Annotated in this window: 19 protein-coding genes and 1 pseudogene; 5 read left to right on the forward strand and 15 right to left on the reverse strand. The window is 65.5% G+C overall.

What is annotated here, in order from left to right:
* Window positions 1–114: 114 nt before the first annotated feature.
* Entirely contained in the window at window positions 115–3,192 is a 3,078-nt protein-coding gene (locus ABE422_RS09175; RefSeq protein WP_346463000.1) for a TonB-dependent receptor, read from the forward strand.
* A gap of 200 nt (window positions 3,193–3,392) precedes the next feature.
* Window positions 3,393–5,405 (forward strand): M13 family metallopeptidase, encoded by a 2,013-nt coding sequence (locus tag ABE422_RS09180; protein WP_346463001.1) that lies wholly within the window; start codon window positions 3,393–3,395, stop codon window positions 5,403–5,405.
* 154 nt (window positions 5,406–5,559) lie between these two features.
* On the opposite strand, the gene ABE422_RS09185 is transcribed toward ABE422_RS09180, so the two are convergent.
* The 8 genes and pseudogenes from ABE422_RS09185 to ABE422_RS09220 all read right to left on the reverse strand — a co-directional run bounded on the left by ABE422_RS09185 (window position 5,560) and on the right by ABE422_RS09220 (window position 14,607).
* Window positions 5,560–8,598 carry a TonB-dependent receptor gene (locus ABE422_RS09185; protein WP_346482854.1) on the reverse strand — a complete coding sequence of 1,013 codons (3,039 nt, stop codon included), beginning with the start codon at window positions 8,596–8,598 and terminating at the stop codon, window positions 5,560–5,562.
* Between the two features lie 383 nt (window positions 8,599–8,981).
* Entirely contained in the window at window positions 8,982–9,656 is a 675-nt protein-coding gene (locus ABE422_RS09190; RefSeq protein WP_070470961.1) for a rhomboid family intramembrane serine protease, read from the reverse strand.
* Window positions 9,657–9,745: 89 nt separating this feature from the next.
* Window positions 9,746–10,108, reverse strand: coding sequence for an MGMT family protein (locus ABE422_RS09195; protein ID WP_313208937.1), 363 nt, complete (start codon window positions 10,106–10,108; stop codon window positions 9,746–9,748).
* A complete protein-coding gene (locus ABE422_RS09200; RefSeq protein ID WP_346482855.1) occupies window positions 10,105–11,025 on the reverse strand; it encodes a DMT family transporter in 921 nt (306 codons plus the stop codon). Before ABE422_RS09200 ends, ABE422_RS09195 begins: the two co-directional genes overlap by 4 nt.
* Before the next feature lie 260 nt (window positions 11,026–11,285).
* Window positions 11,286–12,641 (reverse strand): glutathione-disulfide reductase, encoded by a 1,356-nt coding sequence (gene gorA / locus ABE422_RS09205; RefSeq protein ID WP_313219011.1) that lies wholly within the window; start codon window positions 12,639–12,641, stop codon window positions 11,286–11,288.
* Window positions 12,638–12,781, reverse strand: a pseudogene (locus ABE422_RS09210) (amino acid dehydrogenase); the annotation flags it as partial. The pseudogene ABE422_RS09210 and the gene gorA, both read right to left, overlap by 4 nt.
* A gap of 15 nt (window positions 12,782–12,796) precedes the next feature.
* On the reverse strand, window positions 12,797–14,044 hold the full coding sequence (locus tag ABE422_RS09215) for a DUF418 domain-containing protein (protein ID WP_313219012.1): 1,248 nt from the start codon (window positions 14,042–14,044) through the stop codon (window positions 12,797–12,799).
* A gap of 83 nt (window positions 14,045–14,127) precedes the next feature.
* Window positions 14,128–14,607 (reverse strand): peptidylprolyl isomerase, encoded by a 480-nt coding sequence (locus ABE422_RS09220; protein WP_088433264.1) that lies wholly within the window; start codon window positions 14,605–14,607, stop codon window positions 14,128–14,130.
* A gap of 111 nt (window positions 14,608–14,718) precedes the next feature.
* Between ABE422_RS09220 and ABE422_RS09225 the strand changes: the two genes are divergently transcribed.
* The 3 genes from ABE422_RS09225 to ABE422_RS09235 all read left to right on the forward strand — a co-directional run bounded on the left by ABE422_RS09225 (window position 14,719) and on the right by ABE422_RS09235 (window position 17,749).
* On the forward strand, window positions 14,719–15,258 hold the full coding sequence (locus tag ABE422_RS09225; RefSeq protein WP_346463003.1) for a C40 family peptidase: 540 nt from the start codon (window positions 14,719–14,721) through the stop codon (window positions 15,256–15,258).
* 146 nt (window positions 15,259–15,404) lie between these two features.
* Window positions 15,405–16,166 carry a C40 family peptidase gene (locus ABE422_RS09230; protein WP_313209012.1) on the forward strand — a complete coding sequence of 254 codons (762 nt, stop codon included), beginning with the start codon at window positions 15,405–15,407 and terminating at the stop codon, window positions 16,164–16,166.
* A 245-nt stretch (window positions 16,167–16,411) separates the two neighbouring features.
* Entirely contained in the window at window positions 16,412–17,749 is a 1,338-nt protein-coding gene (locus ABE422_RS09235; protein ID WP_346481480.1) for a sigma-54 dependent transcriptional regulator, read from the forward strand.
* Window positions 17,750–17,784: 35 nt separating this feature from the next.
* Here ABE422_RS09235 and ABE422_RS09240 read toward each other — a convergent pair whose 3' ends face one another.
* The 7 genes from ABE422_RS09240 to ABE422_RS09270 form a co-directional block, all read right to left on the reverse strand.
* Window positions 17,785–19,101 (reverse strand): hypothetical protein, encoded by a 1,317-nt coding sequence (locus ABE422_RS09240; RefSeq protein ID WP_313208932.1) that lies wholly within the window; start codon window positions 19,099–19,101, stop codon window positions 17,785–17,787.
* A 48-nt stretch (window positions 19,102–19,149) separates the two neighbouring features.
* Window positions 19,150–19,914 (reverse strand): hypothetical protein, encoded by a 765-nt coding sequence (locus ABE422_RS09245; RefSeq protein ID WP_313208931.1) that lies wholly within the window; start codon window positions 19,912–19,914, stop codon window positions 19,150–19,152.
* Window positions 19,915–19,923: 9 nt separating this feature from the next.
* Window positions 19,924–20,610: a C39 family peptidase gene (locus ABE422_RS09250; RefSeq protein ID WP_313209011.1), complete on the reverse strand. Its 687-nt coding sequence runs from the start codon at window positions 20,608–20,610 to the stop codon at window positions 19,924–19,926.
* 156 nt (window positions 20,611–20,766) lie between these two features.
* A complete protein-coding gene (locus ABE422_RS09255; protein ID WP_313208930.1) occupies window positions 20,767–22,236 on the reverse strand; it encodes an adhesin in 1,470 nt (489 codons plus the stop codon).
* 56 nt (window positions 22,237–22,292) lie between these two features.
* A complete protein-coding gene (locus tag ABE422_RS09260) occupies window positions 22,293–22,931 on the reverse strand; it encodes a hypothetical protein (protein ID WP_313219018.1) in 639 nt (212 codons plus the stop codon).
* Window positions 22,928–23,458 carry a hypothetical protein gene (locus tag ABE422_RS09265; protein ID WP_313208928.1) on the reverse strand — a complete coding sequence of 177 codons (531 nt, stop codon included), beginning with the start codon at window positions 23,456–23,458 and terminating at the stop codon, window positions 22,928–22,930. The genes ABE422_RS09260 and ABE422_RS09265 overlap by 4 nt, the downstream gene beginning before the upstream one ends.
* A gap of 432 nt (window positions 23,459–23,890) precedes the next feature.
* On the reverse strand, window positions 23,891–25,219 hold the full coding sequence (locus tag ABE422_RS09270) for a dicarboxylate/amino acid:cation symporter (RefSeq protein ID WP_070470968.1): 1,329 nt from the start codon (window positions 25,217–25,219) through the stop codon (window positions 23,891–23,893).
* Between the last annotated feature and the right edge of the window lie 98 nt (window positions 25,220–25,317).

The raw sequence follows: 25,317 nt of genomic DNA on the forward strand, positions 1-25,317 counted from the left end.
AAATGACGGAATTATTGCAACGCGACCATTTATTTGATATTCAGCTATCGGGGCTTCATTAAGCACCCGTTAATTCTTTCAATCAAATGGGGGAAGTTGATGATCAAGCAAGCCATGCCGCTTCGTCGGGCCACACTGACCATCGCGCTGGGCCTGTGCCTGGCCGGGGCAGCGCACGCGCAGTCCGTTACCGGCAACATCTACGGTACCGGCGAACCTGGCAGCACCATCAGTGTGCAGAACCTGGATACCGGTACCAGCCGTACCGTGACCGTCGACCGCAATGGTCGCTACCGTGCCAGCGATCTGCCGAACGGCAATTACAAGGTGACCGTGGAGAAAGAGGGCCAGGTGATCGCCGTCCGCGAACGGGTGCAGGTCGTGATCGCCAGCGGCACCGAGGTTTCCTTCTCCAGCACCGGGGTCCAGGAGCTGGACCGCATCGAGGTCAGGGCGACGGCCGTGCCCAAGATCGACGTCAGCCAGACCGACACCCGCACGGTGTTCACCTCCGAACAGTTGAAGCAGATCGCGGTCGGCCGTGATATCGCCAGCGTGGCACTGCTGGCGCCGAGCGTGATTTCCAACGCGAGCTACACCTCCGGTGGCGTCACGGTCCCCAGTTTCGGCGGTGCCGCATCGTCCGAAAACGCGTTCTACATCAATGGCTACGCGGTGACCAACCCGTTGTCGTCGATCGGCTCCACCACCCTGCCTTTCGATGCGATCTCGCAGCAGCAGATCCTGACCGGCGGCTACGGTGCCGAGTTTGGTCGCGCCACCGGTGGCGTGGTCAACATCGTCACCAAGCGCGGCACGAATGAATGGAGTGGCGGCGGCTACGCCTACTGGAGCCCGGAGGCACTGCGTGCAAACCCGCGCAACAGCTACTTTGCCGATACCGGCTTCTACGGTGCGGACAATCCTGATCCGACCAAGCGCACGGATGGCCAGCTGTACCAGCTGCGGAACAAGAACCAGAGCTGGACGCAGACCACCGGCGCGTATGTCGGCGGCCCCATCGTCAAGGACAAGCTGTTCATCTACGCCAACGTCGAGGTGACCAAGCGTGAGGGTGCCGGCGTGTCATCGACGAGCCAAGCCGCGGCAACGACCACCAACGCATGGCAGGAATACTCCTACGAGTATCCGCGTTGGGCAGCGAAGATCGATTGGAACATCACTGACAACCACCTGCTTGAGTTCACCGGCATCTCCGACGTCACCAAGTACGACAGCGCCGGCTATACCTTCAACTACGCCGATTTCACCCACGGCAACGAGCAGAACGCGGGCACGAACAACGAGGACAAGGCCAAACTGTACATCGGCAAGTACACCGGCTATCTGACCGATGACCTCACGGTGTCGGCGCTGTACGGCACCCAGAAGATCGATCACAGCCAGAATCCGTGGGGCTACGATCCGGCCTGCCCGCGCACGTCCGCCGCGGCCACCGCACGTGCACCCGGCATTCCCGCCGCCAACTATGCCGGCTGCTGGACGGCTGCCACGGTCAACGTCCCCGGCGCCTACGATGAAACCAAGGGCTGGCGCCTGGATGTCGGCTATCGCCTGGGCAACCATGACCTGCGCGCCGGCCTGGACGTCATGGAAGCGGAGTCGTTCACCGGCAGCGAGTACGGCGGCGGCTTCATCTGGGTCTACAGCCGTTCCAACAACGCCAATGCCGCCATCGATGCCTCACACGGCGTCGGTTCGCCGGCCTCGGCCGGTGGCCTGGGCAGCCAGGGCTACTACGTTCGCCAGCAGTACTACACCCAGATCGCCAAGGTGAAAACCGAGCAGTCCGCGCAGTTCCTCGAGGACCGTTGGCAGGTCAGCGACAACGTCCTGCTGACGCTGGGCCTGCGCAACGAGACCTTCAAGAACTTCACCAGCGCCGATGAGGTGTACGTCAAGCAGGACAACCAGTGGGCACCGCGCCTGGGTGGCGTATGGGATGTCCATGGCGATGCCTCGTTGAAGCTGTTCGCCAACGCGGGACGTTATCACCTGGCCCTGCCCAACAACGTGGCCGTCCGCGCCGCGTCCGGCTCGCTGTATACGATGGAGTACTTCACGTATACCGGCGTTGCTGCGGACGGCACGCCGACCGGGCTGGTCAACGTTTCGGTCGACCCGAGCCTGGGATACACCTGCCCGGGCAACCCGAATGCCATCTCCTCCAACCTGGAGTGCGGCGATGCACCCGATCCGCGCACGGTTGCCGCGGTCGACCTGAAATCGCATTACCAGGATGAGTTCATCGTCGGTATGGAACAGGCCTGGGGCGAGAACGCCATCTGGGGGGCCAAGGTGACCTACCGCGACCTCAAGAGTGCGATCGATGACACCTGCACGCCGGCACTGGGGGGCGGCTGCTTCATCTTCAATCCGGGTGAAAGCAACACGTTCTGGGAGGAGCAGGCCGACGGTACGCTGGCCAAGCACACCTACTCCGCCGCTGAACTCGATCTGCCCAAGCTCAAGCGCCGGTACTACGCGCTTGACCTGTTCCTGGAAGGCTCGATAGGTGACAGGTTCTACGGCAAGGTGAACTACACCTTCGCACGCAACTACGGCAATACCGAAGGCCAGCTGGCATCGGATCTTGATACCGGCACGGGCGGTCAGACCGACGTTTCGGTGACCCAGGACTGGGATCTGCCGCAGCTGATGGTCGGCGCCAACGGTCCGCTGCCGAACCACCGTGCGCACCAGATCAAGGCCTACGGTTCTTACAGCATCACGCCCGAGTGGCGCGTCGGTGGTTCCCTGCTGATCGACTCCGGCCGCCCGCGCTCTTGCACCAGCTATTACCCGACTGCGGACCAGGGCCTGTACAACGGCGCGTACTACCACTTCTGCGGCCTGGCCGGCAGCGGCACCGCCCCGGGGAGCGCCGGTTACATCCCGCCTTCGGCTGACTACCGGTTCTCGCCACGCGGCGACAACGGCACCACGCCGTGGGGCTTCAACCTCAACCTGTCACTGGCCTATACGCCGAACTGGGCGGACAACAAGTTGAACCTGCAGGCGGACGTGCTGAACGTGCTCAATCGCCAGATTGCCGGGTCCTACTACAGCAATTACGCGACCGACCGGGTGACCCCGGATGCACGTTACAACCAGCCGCTGAACTACAGCTCGCCGCGCCAGGTTCGCCTGAGCGCTCGATACGACTTCTGATCCACCCTGCAGGGCCCGGCCATCTGGCCGGGCCCTGGTTGGCCTGCCCGTGCTCTCTCCTGCCCCGCTCCGGCGGGGCTTTTTTGTACCGGCGCCGCCCCGTGGCCCGCAGCGCCCTCCGCCCCCCCTTCCTGCATGCCGCCATGCGTCGCGGCTTGATACACTCGCGCGATCTTCAATCCTCGATGGATTTGCTTTACATGCCCAATTTCCGTCCGCTTGCCATCGCCCTGGGCATCAGCCTGGTCACCCTGGTCACTGCTCCCGATGCGCACGCCGCGCCGAAGAAGAAGGCCGCCGCCCGCGCGCCGGCCGTCAGCGCCCAGTGCAGCGACTTCTACGAGGCCACCAACGCGACCTGGCTGAAAGCCAATCCGGTGCCGCAGACCGGTGCCACCACCGCACTGGGCCAGCTGGCCGACCGCGCGCGCCAGCAGCAGCGTGAACTGCTGGATGGGGCGATGACCGCACCGCAGGGCAACGTGCAGAAGCTGCTCGGCGACTTCTGGGCCAGCGGCCTGGACGAGGCCGCGGTGGAAGCCGACGGTTCCAACCCGATCGCCCCGTTGCTGACCCGCATCAACGCGATCAAGAAGGCCAAGGACGTGCCGGCCTCGATCGCCGCGCTGCACCAGGTCGGCATTCCGGTGGCCTTCAACTTCGCCCCGGACGTCGACCTCAAGGCGCTGGACCGCCACATCGGCTACTTCATGCAGGGCGGCATGGGCCTGCCGGACCCGGCGTTCTATACCCGTACCGATGCCGACACCGTCGCGCTGATGGCGCGCTACCGCACTTACGTCAAGCAGGTGCTGGCGCTGACCGGTACCCCGGCTGACAAGCTCGATGCCGAATCGCAGTCGGTGATCGCGCTGGAGACCGAGCTGGCGCGCAATGCGCAGTCGCTGGCCGGCATCAACAATCCGTTCAACAACTACGCGCCGATCTCCACCAAGGAGCTCAACAGCCGTTACCGCAACCTGCAGCTGGAGGCCTTCCTGAAGGCGCAGGGCGTCAATGACGACCTGGTCTCGCTGTCCGATCCGGCGCTGTTCAAGCAACTCGACGGCATGGTCACCCGGCTCAAGCCGGAACAGTGGAAGGTCTACCTGCGCTGGCGCGTGGGTGATGCAATGGCCCCGTACCTGTCCAAGGCCTACCGCGATGCCGAATTCGAATTCCGTGGCCGTGTGATGCGTGGCCAGACCCTGCCGCCGGCGCGCTGGGAGCAGGTGCTGGATGCGATCAACGTGGCTGCCGGCCCGATGGTCGGCCGCGAATATGCGGCCAAGCACCTCTCGGCCGACGACCGTCGCAAGGCAGCGCTGGTCGTGGACAAGATCCGCGAAGTGCAGATCGATGCGGTCAAGCGCAGCACCTGGATGAGCGATGAGGCCAAGACCGAAGCACAGGCCAAGCTGGCTGCGCTGAAGATCGAGATCGGCACCCCGCTGCGCGATCTGGACTACACGGTGCAGCCGATGGGCCGCGGCAGCTTCGGCGGCAACATGCTGATCGCCTCCACCTGGCGCCACCGCGAGGAAATGAAGCGCATCGGCAAGGGCAACGCCGACCGCCGCTGGGACGTGCTGCCGCAGCAGCCGGCACTGGCGTATGACATCGCGCAGAACCGCCTGATCGTCACTGCCGCCGTGCTGCAGGGCCCGGTGTTCAATGCCAAGGGCGACACCGCCGACCTGTTCGGCAGCTACGGCGCGCTTGTCGCGCACGAGCTGACCCGTGCGATCGACGCCAAGGGCGCGCTGGTGGATGCCAAGGGCGAACTGCGCAGTTGGTGGACCCCGGCCGACAAGACCGCCTGGACCCTGTTCGGCAACCGCGTGGCCGCCCAGTACAGCGGCTACGACTACCCGGGCGTGAAGGGGGCCAAGGTCAACGGTGAACTCACCCGCGAAGAGAATCTGGCCGACCTGGCCGGTCTGGAACTGGCGTGGGAGGCTTACAAGGCTGTCGAACCGGCGGCCAAGCCGGCCGCCCAGCAGGGCTTCTTCCGTGCGTGGGCGAGCCTGTGGCCGCAGCAGCTGTCGCCGAACGTGGCCGCCCAGCGCGTGACCTCGGACATCCTGGCCCCGGGCCGCTGGCGCACCAACGGCCCGCTGTCCAACCTGCCGGCGTTCGGTGCCACGTTCACCTGCAAGCCCGGCCAGCCGATGCAGCGCGTGGATAACGACCAGATCAAGGTCTGGCGCTGAGCCCCCTGCCGGACCTGCACTGAGCCGCAGCGGCTGACGAAGAAGGCGCCCCCAAGGGCGCCTTTTTTTTGTGTCCATAACCCGCCAACCAGGCAAAAAAGACCCCGGCAGGCGCCGGGGTCGAAGACCCGTCCACGGAGAGTGAGGGAGTACGTCAGAAGTCGTAGGACGCCGACAGCCGAACCGTGCGCGGCGCAGTAAAGTAGGTCCCGATACCATAGAGATTGGACACGGTGTCGGGCCCTGCCTGGTACGTCGCATCCGACTGCAGCGCGCGGCGCTGGTTGAACACGTTGAACACATCCAGCCCGAAGCCAAGACGTTGCTGGGCGAACGTGGGGCGATACATCACGCCCAGGTCCACGCGCGTGGTCCACGGCTGGCGGCCGGCATCGCCCGGACGCGAGGGGCTGCCATTGCAATAGTGGTAGGCCGAGCCGTAGGCGATCGGATCACTCTGGTCGGCGCCGTAATAGCCCAGGCAGCTCTTCGGCGCACCGGACATCACGCGCAGCGTGGCCGACGCCGTCCACTCCGGCGTGAACTGATAGGCCCCGTAGCCCTTCAACTGATGACGGCGATCGTTGGCGAGATAGCCACCGGCGTACTCCATCAGGTAGGAAGAATCCCAGTCCTGGGTCTTGGAGACATCATCCTGGCCGATGTCCGATTTGACCTGTCCTTCGGTGTTTCCGAAACTGCGCGACCAGGTGTAGTCGAGACGGCCATACCAGTTGTTGCTCATCGGATGTTCGACAAACAGATCGACCGCCATGTAATCACGCTTGGCCTTGTTGCTGCCCAGCCCCCAGTCCGCCCCGCTCATGCTCACTGGCACGTAGCCGGAGCCGTCGGTCTTCTTGACCAGGAAGGTATTGGTCTTGCCCGGGTTGAAGATCACGCAGCCCGGCACCTCCAGGTTGCTGGAATCCACACCCATGGCATCGAGCTTGTCGTAGATGCGGTCCGAATCGCAGGTATCGTCGATCGCGGTCTGCAGGCGACGGTAGGTGACTTTCGCGCCGCTGTTCCACGCCGTGCCGAGGGTCTTCTCGAAGCCGAGGATCAGCTCGTCCTGGTACTGCGACTTCAGATCGCTCGGCGCCACGCTGCGCGGATCCGGCGTCTGTCCATACTCATTGTTGGCCGACACCGGGCCCGGCCCCAGTTCGCCCAGTCCGGTCGGATTGCCATTCGCGTCGATTCCCGTGTACGTGAAGTACTCGCGGGTGTAGGTCGACGCCGACGCACCGCGGATGGCCACACTGTTGGGCAGCGCCAGGTAATAGCGGCCCAGGTTGGCGAACACCTTCAGCGAAGAATCACCGAATACGTCCCACGCCGCGCCCAGCCGGGGCGCCCACTGGTCGCCGGTTTCGACATACGCCACGGCGGCGCTGTTGTAATTGGTGAACGTGTCGTTGCGTACGCCCAGGGTCAGCAGCCAGTTCGGCGTCACCTGCCAGCGGTCTTCAAGGTAGTACGCCTTCTGCTTCAGCGACATGCTGGTGGTGGTGGAGTAGATGTACTTCTGCACGAAGTAACCCTCGCCACCGGGCGGGGTGATATCGAAGCCAGGCGACGGCGACGAACCCGGGGCGATGCGCGAGTAGATCCAGGCGTAGCCGGGGCCGGTCATCGCCTCGCCTTCGTTGCTGCCCTGGAAGGTCATGTTGTCGATACCACCGGTGATCTCGTGATCGCCGATGCGGTACTGCAGGTCCACGCGCAGGCCACGCGACGTGCTGCCCGCGTTGTAGGCCTTGTCGTTGGCCGCCGGCTGATCGTTGCGGATCGGGGTGCCACCGGTGATCAACGGATCCTGGTTGTTGGCGCCACTGATGAGAGGATTGCCCGAACTCAAGGGATTGGAGTCCAGGTTGTCCTGCTTGCTTCGCCCCCACAGTGCGCTGAGCGTGAGGTCGTCGGTGAGGTAGCTGGTGAACTTGAAGACGTCGTAGGTGTCCTTCACCTTCGTCGTGTTGGCAAACGTCCCCGTGCGCTCGCCCTCGCTGCGGGTCTCGTAATCGAAGTCCCGGTAATAGGCGTCGTAACGGTCCGTGTTCTGGAGACGCGTGTATTCCAGCGTGTTGCTGTCATTGATGTTCCAGTCGATCTTGCCGTAGAACTTCGGGGCATCAATGGTGTAGTGGCTGCGCGACTGCTGCGCCGACTCGATGGAGGCCGTGGACACGCCGTCGGACTTATCCTGCTCGGCCGCCAGATGGACGAACAGCCGGTCTTCGATGAGCGGGCCGCTGACGTAGCCGCTGTAGGTGGTACGGGTCGCCTTGTCGCCGCGACGCGAGCGGTACAGCGTGCCGGGCAGTGTCGGATCCTCGAATTCATACCCCTCCTGCAGCCCGCGGTCCGGATACAGAATGTCGCGGGGCGATTCGGCCAGTGAATCGGGCTGCCAGGTGGTCTGGAATCCAAAATGCCATTCGTTTGTACCGCGCTTGCCGAGCTGGTTGATCACGCCGCCCGTGGAACGGCCATAGCTTGCGCCATAGCCACCGGTGAACGTTTCCTGCTGATCGATCGAGCCGTAGGGCAGGCTGACGCCACCGAGGCTGTTCAGCGGGTTGGTCGCGTTGAAGCCATTGATGTAATACGCGTTCTCGCTGACGCTGGACCCCCCGAAGGAAAGCACCGAGCGCGAGCCGTTGCTGAAGGCGCCGCTGCCGCCGACCACACCCGGGGCGAGCAGCGCGATGGCTTCCGCACTGCGGCCCAGGGGCAGTACATCCAACTGTTCGGAGGTGATCACCGAGCGCGACACCGTGTTGCTCACATCGATCTTGGGCACATTGGTCGCTGTCACATTGACGGTGCCGAGGGTGGTCGCATCGCCACCGGCGCTGCCACCGCGGCTGAAGGAGACTTCGGTACCGGCACCGACGATCAGCTGCACGTCGGTGCGCGTCTCGACAACCTGCCCGTCGCGCTGCAGGGTCACGGTGTAGCGCCCCACCGGCAGCGAACCCAGGGTGTAACGGCCGTTGGCATCGACGGTGGCCGAGCGGCGCAGGCCAGTGTCACTTTGCACGACAACCGTAGTGCCCGCGGCGGACGGCACAGAGCCGTAGACGGAGCCCGTGGTGCTCTGTGCTGCGGCGGCGCCGATGAAGGAGGTCAGGATGACGGCCAAGGCCGTGCGCTTCAGCCGATTGGCCGGGATGCTGGGTGTCATGGAGTGTCCTTGAGTCGGGAGTTGCATACCGAAATGTCAGCAGCGTTGCGGCGAAATGACGTTCATCCGCAACTGAACCCGATCTTAATTTCACTGTTTTGCAAGCCGCAATTCAAACTGAACTGACATCTAACTCACTGAATGAGAAGACTTTTATTCTAATTCCCGACGAAAAAAAGCTGATCACGACAATTATCCGAGGCATATCGAGATAATCCATCTCAGTTTTTTATCTGGATACGGGACGTTACCCACACTTTCTGTATGCTGATTGCGAAGGCACCCGGGCAAAGACGACGCACCACGAATAAAAAGGAGGCGAACACGACAACGCAGCCTCACGCCCGTCAGGGCGCAAGGTGCATTTCACGACATTCAACGCCTTACTTGATGCTGCGCAGGTGATTGGGTCGCTTCGGCGGGCCCGGCGGACGACGGTTGTTGAACGGTGGTTGGCCCCGCCAGTAGCGGATCAGCAGCCAGCCGAACAACATGCCGCCCAGATGCGCGAAGTGGGCCACGCCCGGCTGCCAGCCGGTGGCGCCCAGCATCAGCTCCATCGCACCGAACACGATCACGAACGTGCGTGCCTTCATGGGGATCGGCGGGAACAGCAGCATCACCCGCTGGTTCGGGAACAGCATGCCGTAGGCCAGCAGCAGACCGAACACGCCACCGGACGCACCCAGCACCGTGGCCGGATCGGCCAGCATCATGCCGACCAGCAGCTGGCACAGGCCGGCACCGGCGACGCACACCAGGTAATAGATCAGGAAGCGCTTCTCACCCCAGGTCTGTTCCAGCGGCGCGCCGAACATGAAGAGCGCGAGCATGTTGAAGAACAGATGGCCGAAGCTGCCATGCAGGAAGCCATAGGTCAGCAGCTGCCAGGGCTGGAAGTTGCCGCCCGGCGAGAACGGATCGAAGCCGCCGCCCAATGGCTGTAGCATGAAAGGCTCGAAGGTGCCGTTGCCGAGCAGGAATGGCTGCTGCAGCAGGAACAGCACGGCGTTGGCGATCAACAACGCTTTGGTGACAGTAGGCAGTCGCGGAAACATGGGGGCATCCTTTGGAACTGCGCCCATCATAGCCGCAGCGCCCGGCCGCCATCTGCGTGGCGGCGCCCGCGTTCAACCGACAGGCAGCGTCAGCCCGGTCCCCACAGGGCGGCATCCAGATCGTTGGCGCCGGCTACCGGCATGTCCCTCACCCGCCCCCGTTCGATCACCACGCCTTCGGCGCGCAGCCGCTGGCTCTGTTCCTTCCACCCTGCCGAGCCTTCGGGCATTGCAATGCGCCCGTCCGAACGCAGCACGCGGTGCCACGGCAGGTCCGGGTCGTCATTCATGCCAAGCACGCGCGCGGTCAGCCGCGCCCTGCCCGGCAGCCCCGCCTTGGCGGCGACCTGGCCGTAGCCCATCACCTGCCCGCGCGGGATCGCGCGGATCACCGCCAGAATCCGTGCACGCGCCTGCGCCGCCGGGTCATCGCCCACGGCGGCCGCGTTCACGCGCGGACCCGGCTGACCAGTAGCACGCCGAGCAGGACCAGGGCCGTGCCGAGGATCTGCCACGGCCCCATGGGTTCGTCGAGCAGCCATAGACTCATCACGATGGTGGAGACCGGACCGAGCATACCCACCTGGGCGGCCAGCGACGAGCCGATCCGCTTCACCGCCAGCATGATCGCCATCACCGGCAGCACCGTGCAGACCGTCGCATTGATCAGCGACAGCCAGTACACCGGCGTGGGCGCCTGGCCCAGCGCGGACATCGGGTGCAGCACAGCGAAGTGCAGCACGCACAGCACGCAGGCCACGCAGCTGGCATAGGCGGTCAGGCGGATCGCACCGATCCGCGCCACCACCTGGCCACTGCCGAACAGATACAGCGCATAGCTCAGCGCACTGGCGAACACCAGTGCACTGCCCAGCACGATGCGCCCGCCTTCCAGCTGCAGGTCATGGCCAAAGGCCAGCAGCACGCCGAGATAGCTGAGCACCAGTGCCGCCACCTGCCAGCGACCCGGGCGCTTCTTCAGCAGGACCAGGCTGATCAGCAGCACCAGCGTGGGGTTCAAATACAGGATCAGCCGCTCCAGGGTGACACTGATGTACTGCAGGCCCTGGAAGTCCAGCAGGCTGGACAGGTAGTAGCCGGTGAAGCCCAGCCACACCACGCGACCCCGGTCGCCCCATGACAATGCCGGCGCGCGCCGCGCCGACCATACCGCCAGCAACGCGAACAGCGGGAACGCCATCAGCATCCGCAGCGCCAACAGCGTGGTGGCATCCACACCATGCCGATACGCGAGTTTGACGATGACCGCTTTGCCCGAGGCCGCGATCGCGCCAATCGCGGCCAAGGCGATGCCGCCGGCGGCGATGCGGCTGGAGGACGTGGGGAGCGGGGAAGCGGGTGACGGCATCAGGACGGCGGACAGCCGCTCGGGGGCGGCTGGTCAGGTGGGGGGCGGCCATTGTCGCATGCGTGGCGGCGGGTGTTCTGCGCCGGCAGACGCTGCGGGAACGGCGCTCCGATCCTGTTTCAACTGCGGAAAGGACACGGCAAGCCACCGAGCTGTGCGCCTGCGGAAGGTTGTGCCGCGCGGTGCGCGGTTGCCACGCATGGCGTGGCACTACCGGATTCCTGCCGAGGCTTCGGCGGCTGCACGCCGCTGATGCGCTTTCAGCGCATCAATACGACTTCTTCTGCGGAGGTCGGATGGATTGCCACGGTGTCGTCGAACTGGGCCTTGGTCACGCCCATCTTCACCGCCAGTGCAAACCCCTGCAGGATTTCATCGGCAGACTCGCCCAGCAGGTGGACACCGACCACACGCTCCTCCTCGCCCACGCAGACCAGCTTGAACAGGCTGCGCTGGGTGCCATCGGCCAAGGCCTGCAGCATCGGGCGGAAGTTGCTGCGGTACACGCGGACGTCGCCGTACTTCGCGCAGGCCTCTTCTTCGCTCAAGCCCACCGCACCAAGCGCCGGGTGTGAAAACACCACGCTGGCCACGTTCTCATAGTCCATCTTCGCCTGCGGCTGGCCACCGAACAGGCGGTCCATCAACTTGCGCGCCGCGGCGATCGCCACCGGGGTCAGGCCAACCTTGCCGGCGATGTCGCCCACTGCGTGCACGCTGGGTACCGCGGTGGTCTGCCACGCGTCAACCTCGACCTCGCCCTTGTCACCGATCACCACGCCGAGCGCTTCCAACCCCAGATCGGCACTGTTGCCGCGTCGCCCGGTGGCAAAGAACACCGCATCGAAATGACCGTCGGCCGGGCCATCATGGCCGAGCGCGACCACGGCATCGCCGTCACGCTGCAGCTCGCGCAGGCGGTAGCCGAAATGGATCTGTACGCCTTGGTGGCGCAGGTTCTCGGCAAGCTGTGCGGTCAGTTCTGCATCGAAGCGCTCCAGCAGCCGCTCGCCACGTACCAGCAGCGTCACGCGGCTACCGAGCGCCTGCAGCAGCCCGGCCAGCTCCACCGCGATATAGCCACCGCCGACGATGGCCACGCGCTCCGGTGCGCCGCACAGGTTGAAGAAATCATCGGAGACCAGGCCCAGTTCGGCCCCGGGAATCTCCGGCCGTTGCGGATACGCACCGGTCGCGATCAGGATGTGAGCGGCACTGATGCGCACGCCATCGCTGCACTCCACGGTGTGCGCATCCACCAGCCGGCCACGGCGCGGTACACGCACCACCTTGTTCTCATTGAGTCGCTTGAGATAACTGGAATGGATGTTGGCGATGTAGGCCTGCCGATGCACCACCAGTTCTTTCCAGTCCAGCGAGGGGCGCACCGGCACATCGAAGCCCATTGCGGCGGCCAGGCCGATACGGCCGGAAAGATCGGCCGCCAGCCACATCGCCTTCTTCGGCACGCAGCCGACATTGACGCAGGTGCCGCCCAGTTCGCCCGGCTCCAGCATCGCCACGCGCTGGCCGTGCTGCGCCGCGCGGAAGGCCGCGGCGAGGCCGCCGGAACCACCGCCCAGCACGATCAGGTCATAGTCGTATTGCGTCGTCATTGGCATCGCTCAACTCGGTAAGGGGCAGGATCGATCGCCGGCGCGCGGCCGTTGATCAGGTCTGCCATCAACTGGCCGGAGCCGACGCTCATGCTCGTGCCCAGCATGCCACGACCGGCTGCGATCCAGACGTGAGGGTGCGTGGCACCGCCGTGTCAGGCCCGGCGCAGCGGCGGCCACTGCAGATAGGTCATCGCGCGCCAGATCCACTCCAGCGGCCCGAACCGGAAGTACCGCAGCCACGCATGGCTGATCGCCACCTGCAGCGCGAACAGGGCCAGCGCGAACGGAATCTGCCACAGGCGCGGCATCGTTTCGAACGCGCCCAGTCCATAGCCATAGAACACCCAGGTACAGACCAGCGACTGGCCGATGTAATGGGTCAGCGCCATCCGCCCCATTGGCGCCAGCACCTGCAGGCGTGCGCGCCAGTGCACGATCCAGGCCAGATAGCCCAGGCACATCAGCAGCCCGGCCAGCGCGCTGACCGCATACGCCACGCCGCCGCGCAGGTCCAGCGTGCCGGGCGCCTGATAGGGGTGCCAGATCGCGCTGCCCAGCATCAGCACCAGCCCGACCGGCAACGCGACCCAGCGCAGCCGTGCATACAGCCGCGCGAACCGCTCGGGCTCGGCCAGCGCGCCACTGCGCGCGAACCAGCTGCCGATCAGGAACATGCCCAGCACTTCCGGACCGATCACGAAGATGCCCGACAACATCGCGCCGAGATCACGCAGCCGCTGTCCCACCGCCTGCCCCCAGCTGCCATGCGCGTACGCCTGGCGCTGCAGCTCGATCGTGCGTTGGGCCTGGGCGATGGCCTCGCGCAGCGGTTCCTGCGTGTGCTCCATGCTGGCCATCCAGCTCATCAACGCCCCCAGCACCAGCACCAGGGCGGCAGCGCCCAGATAGCTGGTCGCGCCCATCGCGGGCAACCAACTGCGCGGCGCCTCGCGGCAGGCAAGCAACAGCATCGAGATCAACGCATAGATCACCAGGATGTCGCCGGACCACACCAGCAGCGCGTGGCACAGGCCGATCAGCAGCAGCGCCACGCTGCGGCGCAGATAGAACGGTGCGAATGCGCGTCCGGCCGCTTCGGCGCGCTGCGCCATGACCGAGAACCCCGCGCCGAACAGCAGCGAGAACAGGGTGAAGAACTTGCCCTGGACCAGCACGTAGATGGCCGCATCGGCCCAGTAGTCCGCGCCCTGCCAATGCGGATCGATGCCGGTGAAGGACAGGTCCAGCGGACCGCTGAACGCCTCCATGTTCATCAGCAGGATGCCCAGCAGCGCGAACCCGCGCAGGATGTCGATGACGGCGATGCGCTCGTGGGCACTCACCGGCTGCAAAGGAGAAGAAGCTGCGTTCACAGGCAATCCGCTGACCAGGGCCGCCATTATGCCGTGCGCACGAGGGCCTGCCGCACAAACGAAAACGGCCCGCCGAAGCGGGCCGTTGGATCAACCAGGGGTTGCAGCACTCAGTGCTGGTGGCCGCCGTCGCCGTGCACGTGGCCGTGCTCGATTTCTTCCTTGCTGGCTTCGCGCACGTCGACGATCTCGACGTTGAAGTGCAGGTCCTTGCCGGCCATCGGGTGGTTCAGGTCGACATCGACCACGCTCATGCCGACCTTCTCAACGGTGACCGCGCGCGGGCCGAAGTTGGTCTGCAGCACGACCTGCTGGCCCGGGACCAGCTTGCTGGTGCCGAAGTGCTTCTTGGGCACGCGCTGGGTCAGGCCTTCGCGGCGCTCGCCGTAGGCATCGGTCGCCTTGACGTCCACTTCGAAAGTGGCGCCGGCTTCCTTGTCCATCATGGCGTTTTCCAGGCCCGGGATGATGTTGCCGTGGCCGATCAGGATCGCCAGCGGATCACGGTCCTTGGAGCTCTCGATCGGCTCCTGGCCCTGCTCGGCGACGGTGTAATGGAAACGGACGACGCGGTCTTTTTCGATCTTCATGCGCAACTCTGGTCTGGAGACTGCCGAGGGCAGACGGGTGAGGCGGGTTGTGGCCTGCCGGATACGCCGCCATCATGACGGCCTTCTAAGGTCGCGCATTATCCGGACAACATGCACATGACGCCAGTTTCGCGCCTGACCCGCCTGCCCGGCCGCCTGGCCCTGCTGGCGATCATCGCCCTGCTGAGCGCCTGTGGCGGCGGCAAGACCACCCGCCCGGCCCCGCCGCCCGCCTCCCCCCAGGTATGGCCGAGCGTGACCCCGAACGACCCCCAGGCCGCCAACGCGGTGCTGATGCGCGCCATCGGACTCGTCGGCACCCCCTATCGCTATGGCGGCAACACCCCGGAATCCGGCTTCGACTGCAGCGGCCTGGTCGCCTATGTCTATCGCGAGATGCTCGATCTGCGGCTGCCGCGCACCTCGCGCGATCTGGCCGCCGTGCAGGGGCCGAAGATCGATCCCAAGCGCCTGGCGCCGGGCGATCTGGTGTTTTTCGGCAACAAGGGCAACGTCTTCCATGTCGGCATCTATGTCGGTGAAGGCCGCTTCGTGCACGCCCCCAGCACCGGCGGCACGGTCCGTCTGGACTCGCTCGGCGGTCCCTATTGGAAGGACCACTACACCGGGGCGAAACGCGTCCTTGACTAAGCTGAACAGGGGTAAGGTCCAAATTTGTGACGTACATCACATAGTTGTAAACGAAAAATTAACGGAATTTGTACCTAATCACTGCGCTTACACGGCATCATCACCCATCGTTTTTATTCAGTGACCGCCGCGTGACGACAGACGACCTGACGTGCAAAGGCCAGACCGCCGCCACCCGGCGACGCGCCCGCCCCGCTTTCCTCGCTGCAGCACTCTGCCTGGCCAGCCTTCCGGCCTGGGCGCAGTCCGCACCGACGACCGCTCCCGAGGTTGCTGCACCCCCCGTCACTGTCACCCCCGATTCTTCCGCGCCGGCCAAGCCCAAGGCTGATGCGCCGGCCCGCAGCAAGGCTGATGCCGCTGCCAGCGCCACCCTCGCCGCCCTGCTTCCGCACCTGGCGGCCAACGACACCATCCCGCTCATGGATCGCTCGGCGATGTTCGCCGGTGACCTGAGCCGCCTGCTCGCCAACTACGACGCCAGCACCGGCGCCATTACCGTGGCCGGCGACGCCGCCGAAAACGGCAAGGTCCAGTCCCTGCTGCGCCGTGCGATGACCCTGCTCGGCACCCCGTACCGCTGGGGTGGCACCTCGCCGGACAGTGGTTTCGACTGCAGCGGCCTGGTCGGCTATGTGTTCCGTACCGCGCTGGGCGTGGAGCTGCCGCGCGTGTCGCGCGAGATGGCCCATGACGGCGCTGCCGAACTGATCAATGACCGCAACGCCCTGGCGGCTGGCGACCTGGTGTTCTTCGGCCGCAAGGGCCGGGTCGACCACGTCGGCATCTATGTCGGCGAAGGTCGCTTCCTGCATGCCCCGAGCACCGGCAAGGACGTCCGCGTCGACAGCCTGGTCAGCGGCTACTGGGGCGGCAAGTTCATGCAGGCCCGCCGCGTCGACCTCTGACGGGCCCTGCTGAACGCATGGATCGAAGGCCGCTGCCCTGCAGCGGCCTTTTTTGTTGGGCCCGGCGATGGCCGCTGACCGGCCCAACCCGCGTTCCTTTCTCTGTCACCGCCTGTTTTCCAGCGGGCGACACGCCCGGCGCACGCGCGCCGCGGCGGGGGACGGACCCGGACGTGGGGCGGCACGTCCTGGGCAACCGATCAGGCAGCAGACACCGCCCGTGATCCTCGTCGACAAGGTGACGCATGGCGGCTGTCCCCGATTTTCCTGCCCGGTGTGTGATCTGGTTTGGGCAACCCCTCGCGCTTGAACGCGCGACGCTGGCTGCGGCCGGCTGGCAGGTGCGCGGCGTCGCCCCCGAGCAGTGCGCCGGCATCGGCATGCGCGGCAGCGACCAGGTCGTCGGCCTGCTGGACCTGCGTACCGTGGTCCCGGCCAATCTGGCCCACCTGCAGCAGCTGCTGGTCGACCACCGCCACATGAGCCTGCTGGCGTTGTTGCCGGCGGCTCCGCTGCGCGCCTCGCCGGTGCTGGATGCGCTGCTTGCCGCCTGTGTGGATACCTATACCGCCCCGATCGATCTGCCGCGCGTCGTACAGCGACTGCAGCAGCTGGCGGGCGCCGCCCCCCTGCCCGCGCCCCATGGCCCGCAGTCCCTGATCGGCGACAGCGCGGTCCTGCAGGTCACCCGCGCGGCCATCCGCAAGTACGCACCGGTAGACCTGCCGGTACTGATCACCGGCGAAACCGGCACCGGCAAGGAACTCGCGGCGCAGGCGCTGCACGCACTGTCTGCGCGCCACGCGCGTCCCTTCCTGGCGGTGAACTGCGGCGCCATCCCGGCCGCGCTGGTCCAGTCCGAGCTGTTCGGCCACGAGCGGGGCGCCTTCACCGGTGCGGCAACGCGGCGCCTGGGCCTGTTCGAATCGGCCAGTGGCGGCACCGTATTCCTGGACGAGATCGGCGACCTGCCGCTGGATGCGCAGACCAATCTGCTGCGTGTACTGCAGGAAGGCACCGTCGAACGCGTCGGCAGCAACCGGCCGCTGGCGGTGGATGTGCGCGTGTTGGCAGCCACTCACGTCGATCTTGAAGCCGCGGTCGAACAGGGCCACTTCCGGCGCGATCTGTTCTATCGGCTCAACGTGCTGCGCCTGCCCCTGCCACCGCTGCGCGAGCGCGGCACGGATATCGCGATGCTGGCCCACCATTTTCTCGCCAGCTTCCGGCATCGCCACGTCACCCGGGCGCGCGGCTTCACCGCCGATGCCGTCCAGGCGCTGGAGCGCTTTGCATGGCCGGGCAATGTGCGCGAGCTGCTCAACCGGGTGCAGCGTGCAGCGATCGTCAGCGATGCCGAACTGATCACCGCCGCGGACCTGGAGTTGAGCCAGCCGCTGCTGCCCATCACCGCGCACGGCCTGCACGGCGCAAAGCAGGTCGCCGAACGCGAAACCCTGCTGCATGCCCTGCGCCAGAACGACTTCAACATCACCGCCTGCGCCCGCCACATGCAGGTCTCGCGGGTGACCGTTTACCGGCTGTGCCGCAAGCACCAGCTGGCGCTTCCCGAACTGCGCTGACCTTCAGCGGTGGCGTCGCAGCCTCCGCAGCGCGCCTACAAACTGTACGGCACCTTGAACGCCAGAGTGAAGTCCGGTGCATCCGGGGTCAGGCCGATACCCAGCAGGCTCACCAAGGTGGTCTTCTGGTTGAGGGCGTAGGTGATGCCCAGGTTCAGCGTGCCCGCGTTGGCGTCACTGCCGATCACCTTCAGCCACTGGCCGTTCTTGTAGCGCGTGGACGCGCGCGCGCTCAGCTTGTCGCTGAAGGAGATGCTCAGGCTGGTGCGCTCGTTGAAGGCGAACGCCACGCCGGCACCGAAGTAGTACGAGCCGCCCAGCTTCACATCCCCCGGGTTGGTGGTATCCGGGTTCGCGTCGATGTCATCGAAGCTGCGCGGGAAGGAATGGATGTAACCGATGTTGGCGAACAGGATCGCCGGATCGGCGGTCTTCACTGCGGAAAGCCCGACGTTGGCCTGCCACACCCCGTTGCCGGTGGGCTGCTGCTCGGGCACGGCGAAGCGGATGAAGTCATCGTCATCGCGCTCGAGCACCTTCCAGTCCAGCCCATACGGCGCACGCCCGGTCGGCGCGGTCGCGCCCACGGTCAACACGGTTTCCGGCAGCCGCCCCCGCTCGGCGAACAACCGATAGTTGGCGCTCACGCCAACATCGCCGATGCCGTTGCCGGTCGTCTCTTCCTGCGCGATGGCCGCGGCAGATCCGCCGGCACCGCCCTTCTGGAACACGGTCTTGCGAGCCAGGTAGGGCACATCCAGGTTCAAGGTAAGGCGCGGACTGACACCCCAGCGCGCGGCCAGGTTGTAGGTCAGCGTGTCCGACTCGACGTTCTCGATGGCGATGTTGCCCAGGAAGATCGCGTCCAGCGCCAGGAAGCCGTTGAGGCTGAGCTGCTTGCGGTCATAGCGCGCGTAGGACAGGCTGTTTTCGATCGTGAAGCGGCGACTGAACAGCGCGGCCTGCTGTTGTTTGACGTCATCCACGCTGCGCCGCGATTCCTGTTTGGCCTGCTGCGCTTCGGCCGCCGAGCTGGCGTAACCGTCGGCGCTGGCCGGCGCTGCAGGCGTGCCAGCCGGCAAGGCCTGTTGAGGTGGAGGTGCGGCACCGGCGACGGGCGCGGTCTTGCCGGTCAGCCGCGCCTGCATGGCCTGCACCTGCATGTCCAGCTCGCGCAGGCGCCGTACTTCCTGCGCGTAATTGGCTTTCAGGCTTTCCAGCTGCGCCATCAAGGCCTTGACGTCGGCTGCGTCATCGGGCGCCGGCTGTTGTGCCTGTGCCTGGGCGGACGCAGCCGCCATGAGTGCCAGCGCCGCCAGCGCCAGCGGTGTTACGCGGATCATCGTGTGCATTGCCTTGGCCCACTGTTGTGTTGTCGCTCCCCCTGCCGGGCCGATGGATCACTGGCCCGGCCCCATGCCTACGCCGCGTACCAGCGTCATCGCCTGCGCCACGTTCTGGTTGAGCGGAACGTTGTTGGCCAGCGATTGCCTCACGAGGTCGATCTGCAGCCGGTTGGTGACCGACTGTCCATCACTGCCCAGCGCGATGCTCTGGCCGACGCTGCCATTGCGGATCCATTGCTGGACCGCACCGACACCCTCGATCTGCAACTGCACCTTGGCCGTGTTGCCTTCCAGCTGGGCCAGCGCACTGACACCGCCCTGCTGCACGCTGGCCAGGTTCACGCCCTCGCCGGTGGGCGTGGGTGCCACGCCATCGCGCACGGTCAGCTGGGTGGCGTTGCTGGCGAGGTTGCCGTCGCCGGCCACCTGGATGCTCTGGCTGAGGCCGGCCACGTTCTGCAGGCCACTGGAGTCCACACTGCGCCCCGGTGTCACCGGCAGCGGTGCATCGGCAGCGGTCACGCTCACGCTCGGTGCGAAGCTGATCTTCGGTGTGCTGCCGCCGTGGCTGAAGTCCATGCCCAGCTTCAGCGCGCTCTGTGCCGACTGCCCGCCGGCGGTCTGCCATTGCGAGACCATGGTGACGCCGAACCACGCCACGGTGTTGCCACCGACGGTGTAGCGGCCCCGCATGAGGTTCAATTCCGGATCGGGGATTTCGCTCAATCCCTTGCCGGGCCGGCTCTCGTCGGCATGCGCCGGCGCAATGCCCAGCAGGGCGAGCAACACGATGCCGGGCGTCCAGGTTGCGATGTTCATGGTGCCTCCTTAAAACAGATCGGCATGGGTGAATCCGAAATCGACCAGTTCCGCATCGGTGATCGGCCCCTGCCTGGCGTACAGCGAACGGGCACTCGGCCGTTCACCGGGCTGCAGCAACGCCGTGTTGCGATCGAAGTCACTGCCGATCACGACAAACACGGCGCGCGACGGCCACGCCTGGAGAAATTCGCTGACGGGAATGCTGCGGTTGCCCAGAATCGGGTCGGCCACATCCACCAGATCGCCACGGACCTGTTTGAGGACCACGAAGTGGCGGAAGCCCCGCACATCCATCAGCACCAGCCCGGGCACGCGCAGTGAGCGCAGGCGCTCTTCATTGACGCGGTAGCCGCGCCCACGCATGCCCATCGATTCGACGTAACGCTTGATGTCCAGCAGCGAGAAACCGCGCTGGTGGACCAGTTGTGGATCCGAGACCCCCATCATCCCTTCGATCACCGTGCTCTCATCGGCCTCCAGGTGGTAGGCGTAGCGCAGGATCGTGGCCAGGGCAGCTGCGCCACAGCTGTAATCTGTGTGTTGCCGTACGACATTGCGGAAGCGCCGTTCCTGCATGCTTTCCACGCGCTGGGTGAGGACCGCCCCGTTGGGCAGCACACCACTGAAGCCGACGTCGCCGGCACGCACGATGCCCATCGGCATCATCAGCACCGACAAGGCCCACACCAGCATCCACGTGCGCATACGACTGGACATGTAGTACTCCGGCTCAGGAAGGAGCCCCTGCCCCAAGGGGGAGAAGGGACAGGGGCTCCCGGGGAGCCCGGTCATTGGCGGATGACCGGGTTTGTTGCGCTCAACGCGTACTGCTTGCGAAAACGGACAACCTTACTGTTCCGGACCGCCGCCACCGCCACCGCCGCCGGTGGAGGGCTGCGCAACCGCCAGGGCCAGACTGTTGGCCTGCAGGTTGCCGGTACCGGAGGCCACGTTCACCCCGATGTTGCCGGAGGCGCCGGAGAACGCACTGCCGGACAGCGCCGCGGTGTTGGTCGCATCCACGTTCACCCAACGGGTGGTGGAGACGGTGCCGCTCAGGCTCGCGTAGAGATCGGCCACGCCCAGTTCAACGAACTGGCTGGTGCCGCGCTCATCGGTATCGAACGCGATGCCGCCCACGCCCGGACGATTCGGGTTGGCGGTGGCATTCTGGATATCGCTATCCATGTCGATATGACCGGTTTCGCTGCCGCTCGGGTGATCCAGCGCGCCGCTCCAGGTATCCAGGTAGTAGTTGTCTTTCTGGTAGGCACTACCCGTGCCGCTGTAACGGCCCGCACCCACGGCCAATGTGGCACCGGCAACGCGACCACTCAGGTTCACGTCCACGGTGTCGGTCATCGACTGCAGGTAGCCGGCGTTGCTGACGGTGTTGCCGGAGGACACCTGGTTGGAGCTGATGCTCGAGGTCGCATAGGCGCTGGTGGCGACCGAGGCGGCGAGTGCGTTCTTCTGCTCGTTGTTGTTGCCGGAAGCGACGTTGGCACCGATGTTGCCGGACGCGCCGCTGAAGGCATTGCCACCCAGGCCCGCGGCGTTGGTCACGCCGGAGTTGAGGGTGGTGTTGCCACCGCCGAACTGGTTGACGAAGACTTCCGCATCGGCCATGCCGAAGCTGAAGGACGCATCGGCCGCGGACAGCGACGCCGCATTGTCCTGGGCGTTGTTGTCACCGGCGGCGACGTTGAAGCCCAGGTTGCCCGAGGCATCGGCACCGACGTCGTCGGCGATCGAGGCGCTGTTGGTCACCAGGGTGTTGCCGGCCAGATTGTTGGTGACCGACTGGCGGTTGTCGATGACGGCGATGGCGGCCGAATCGATGTCGATCGAACCGGTGATTTCCGGATCACCCGAGAAGCTGATGTCCGAGCTCAGGCGCAGGTCCTTTTCGATGTTCACGTCAACGCCGTGATTGTTCTTTTCCTGGCGTTCGTCGGCCTGGATGTTGCTGGTCTTGCTGACGTTCTCGGTGACGTTGCGGTTGCTGGTCACGTCGCGGTTGCTGGTGACGTTGGTGTTGCTCGTCACGTTGTCGTTGATGGTGGTGTTGGTGGTGCTGTTGTTGTTGCGGGTGTTGTTCCAGGTCCGGTTCCAGGTGCGCGAATCGGTATCGGTGTTGGTGGTGGTATTGGTTTCGGTGTTGGTATCGGTATTGGTGTTGGTGCGCGTTTCAGCCACGTTGTGCAGGTGGTTGATGTTGGCGCTCTGGTTCTGGTTGTCGCGGTCATTGCCCCAGCCATTGGCGCCGGCGGAGGCGGATGCAGCGGCGACGGCGATGGCCAGTACGGTCCGTTTCATGTTGGTGTTCATGGTGCCCTCTCTCTCATCACAGACAATCGGGTGGATGTGACTACTCACGGGGTGGACTGCACCGAAATGCTCAGTTGGTTTGCGGTGGCGTTGCCGGATCCCGCGATCTGATTGAGTTGCAGGACGCCGTCGAATCCCTGCAGCGCGGAGGCTTCGACCGCCACCCTGCGAGTTCCGGCCGACCGACCGCTGTTGACGGCCCCCTGCCCCCCTGCTGACGCGAGTGCGCCCGACGCGGCCAAAGCCTCGTCGTTCGTTTCGCGTATGCCCTGTTGCGCCAGCGTGGCGGTGACGACGTTGAGCGTCGCGTTGCCATTGCCGCTGGCCTGGTTGATCGATGCGACGCCACTGGCGCCGTTCAGTGCCTGGCCACCGAGCGTGGCGCTGGCGTCCATGGCGGTGTCGCCGAGGCTGACGTTGTTGGACTGCTGCTGGCGTGCATCCACCTGGATATGGGCGTTGCGGCCGTTGGCGATGCCCATCAGGTTGGCCTGCTGGTTCAGGTCACCGGCAGCCATGTTGACGGTGATGGCGCCATCGGCGCCGGCCAGGGTGCGGCCGTCGATGCGGCTCTGGTTGAGATAGGAGAGCATCGCGGCGTAGTCGTTGCCCTGCTGGGCGTGTGCAGCCCAGGGAGCCAGCACCAGGCTGGTCAACAGTGCCATGCGCAGGACGGTGTTCATTTGCCGGGCCCGCCCGCAGGCTGGCCGAGCGGGAACTGGGCGAGTGCGCCACGCACCTGGTCGCCAATGCCGCGGGTGGCGTTGCCGACGGCGCCCATGGGGCCGCCGATGGTGTTGCTGAACTGGCCGCTGGAGAGCATGCCGCTGTCGGTCACTTTGCCGAGCGTGCCGTTGACCGTATGGCCGGTGACGCGTTCGATGGTGGTGGCGTTGCGGGGAATGCCGGCGCCGGTGTTGGAGCCCAGCGAGGCGTAATCGTCATCGCTGAGTTCATCCATGCCGGTGGAGGTGCCGAGGGCATGGCCGATTTCGCGGCGCGGTGAGGGGTCTGCGATAAGCGCCATGCCGGGGGGCGCAGGACGGTACGCAGGCCGTGCGGAGACGTCACGCAGGAGGACGATTTCGCCGGGTTGTGCTTTGACGCCCTGGCGTGCGCCGGAGGCGTTGGCGGCGGCCGGCAGGATGAGTGCGGCGGCGAGCAGCCAGAGTGTGGTGTGTCGTGTGCGGTGTGCGGCAACGCTGTCCATGGCGACCTCCCGATTACATGCGGAGGGTTGGAGCAGCATTCGTGCCAAGTTCCCAATGGCCGTGTTTCCGGGGTTTTCCTGCGGCGCGGGTTAATCGCACGCAACATTGCTGTTACAGCGGCGTTAGCGTTTGTGCGTATGAATAGGTTTGGCGATGGACGGCGTTGCGCTGAGAGGCAAGCGTGGTGCGGGTGTATCACGGGTGTTACACCGGGTGATACAGGGGGTTACGGTGCGGATTCAGGCTCGCCCCGGGTTTGCTTGTAAAGCCTCAGCCAGTCGCTTTGTCGTGAGGGCCGGCGATGCCAAGCCTCGCCAGCCCGCCAGACATCTGCCTGTTTGGCAGGAAGAAGCGACGATGCGAAAGCAGTTGCACACAAGCAAAAAAAGACCGGCTCTCGCCGGTCTTTGGGTGCTGCGTCCGTGCCTGCATCAGGACGTTCGTTCTTCGCCTTCATCCACGCCGAGGTTGGTGGATGGGTTGTCGTAGATCTCGCGGTCGAGCAGGCCGGTTTCCTTGGCGACGATGACCGGGACCAGCATCTGGCCGGTGACGTTGGTCATGGTGCGCATCATGTCGAGGATGCGGTCGATGGCGTAGAGGTAGCCGATGGTTTCCAGCGGGAGATTGGCGGCGCTGAGGACGACGGTGGCCATCACGACGGCGGTGCCGGGGACGCCGGCGGTGCCGAAGCTGCCCAGGACCGAGGCGATCAGGACCACGATGTACTGCTCGGGGGTGAGCGGCACGCCGGTGTACTGGGCGATGAAGACGGCGCACAGGGCCGGATAGATCGCCCCGCAGCCGTCCATCTTGATGCTGGCGCCGAGGGGGACGGCGAAGGAGGCGTAGTCCTTGTTGACGCCGAGGTTGTGGGTGATCGAGCGCATCGCGGCGGGCATGGCGGCGAAGCTGGAAGAGCTGACGAAGGCGACCTGCATGCCTGGGGCGGCGCCGCGGAAGAACTTGAGCGGGTTCAGGCCGTGCATGAGCAGCAGGCTGCCGTAGACCACGACGATGTGCAGGGCGCAGGCGATGTACAGGGCGAGCACGAAGTTGCCGAGCGGCAGCAGTTTCTCAAAGCCGTAGCTGCCGACCAGGCCGGCGATCAGGCCGAAGGTGCCCAGCGGGGTGATCTCCAGCACGAAGCGGGTCACCTGGATCATGATCTCGCTCATCTGCCCGGTCAGCTTGCGTGCCTCGCTGACCTTGTCGCCGAGCTTGACCATGGCAAAGCCGAGCAGGCCGGCGAAGAAGATCACCGGGAGGATCGAGCCGCGGCCCGCGGCCAGCACGGTTTCGCCGGCGCCATTGATGCGGGTGCCGATGCCGGTCAACGCGTAGAAGACGTTGGAGGGCACGACATCCATCAGCACCTTGATCACGCTGGGTACTTCGCGCGGGGTGTAGCCGTGGTCCATGCTCAGGCTGAGCGCGCCGCTGCCCGGCTGCATGAGGGTGCCGACACCCAGGCCCACGCACACGGCCAGGGCAGCGGTGATGATGAACCACAGGAAGGTGCGCCCGCCCAGGGCCGCCACGGACTTCTGCCCGTGCAGCGAGGAAATGGCGTTGATCACGGCGAAGAACACCAGCGGCACCGCGATCATCTTGATCAGGGTGACGTAGAGATCGCCGAGCGGGCCGAACCAGGTTTCGGCCGCCGGGCCGAGCAGCCAGCCGGCCAGTGCGCCCAGCACGAAGCCGCCGAGGACCCGTTGCCAGAAGGGGATCCGCAGCCAGGCAGAGACCAGCTTCATGTGCGTTCCAGAGATGATTTGACAGCTAGGCACCTTACCCCAAGCGGGGCCGTGGCACGAGGCGTACACGGAAAATCAGCGTGTCATCGGCGTGCCTT

The sequence above is a fragment of the Stenotrophomonas sp. TWI1151 genome, assembly GCF_039673135.1.
Classification (GTDB): domain Bacteria; phylum Pseudomonadota; class Gammaproteobacteria; order Xanthomonadales; family Xanthomonadaceae; genus Stenotrophomonas.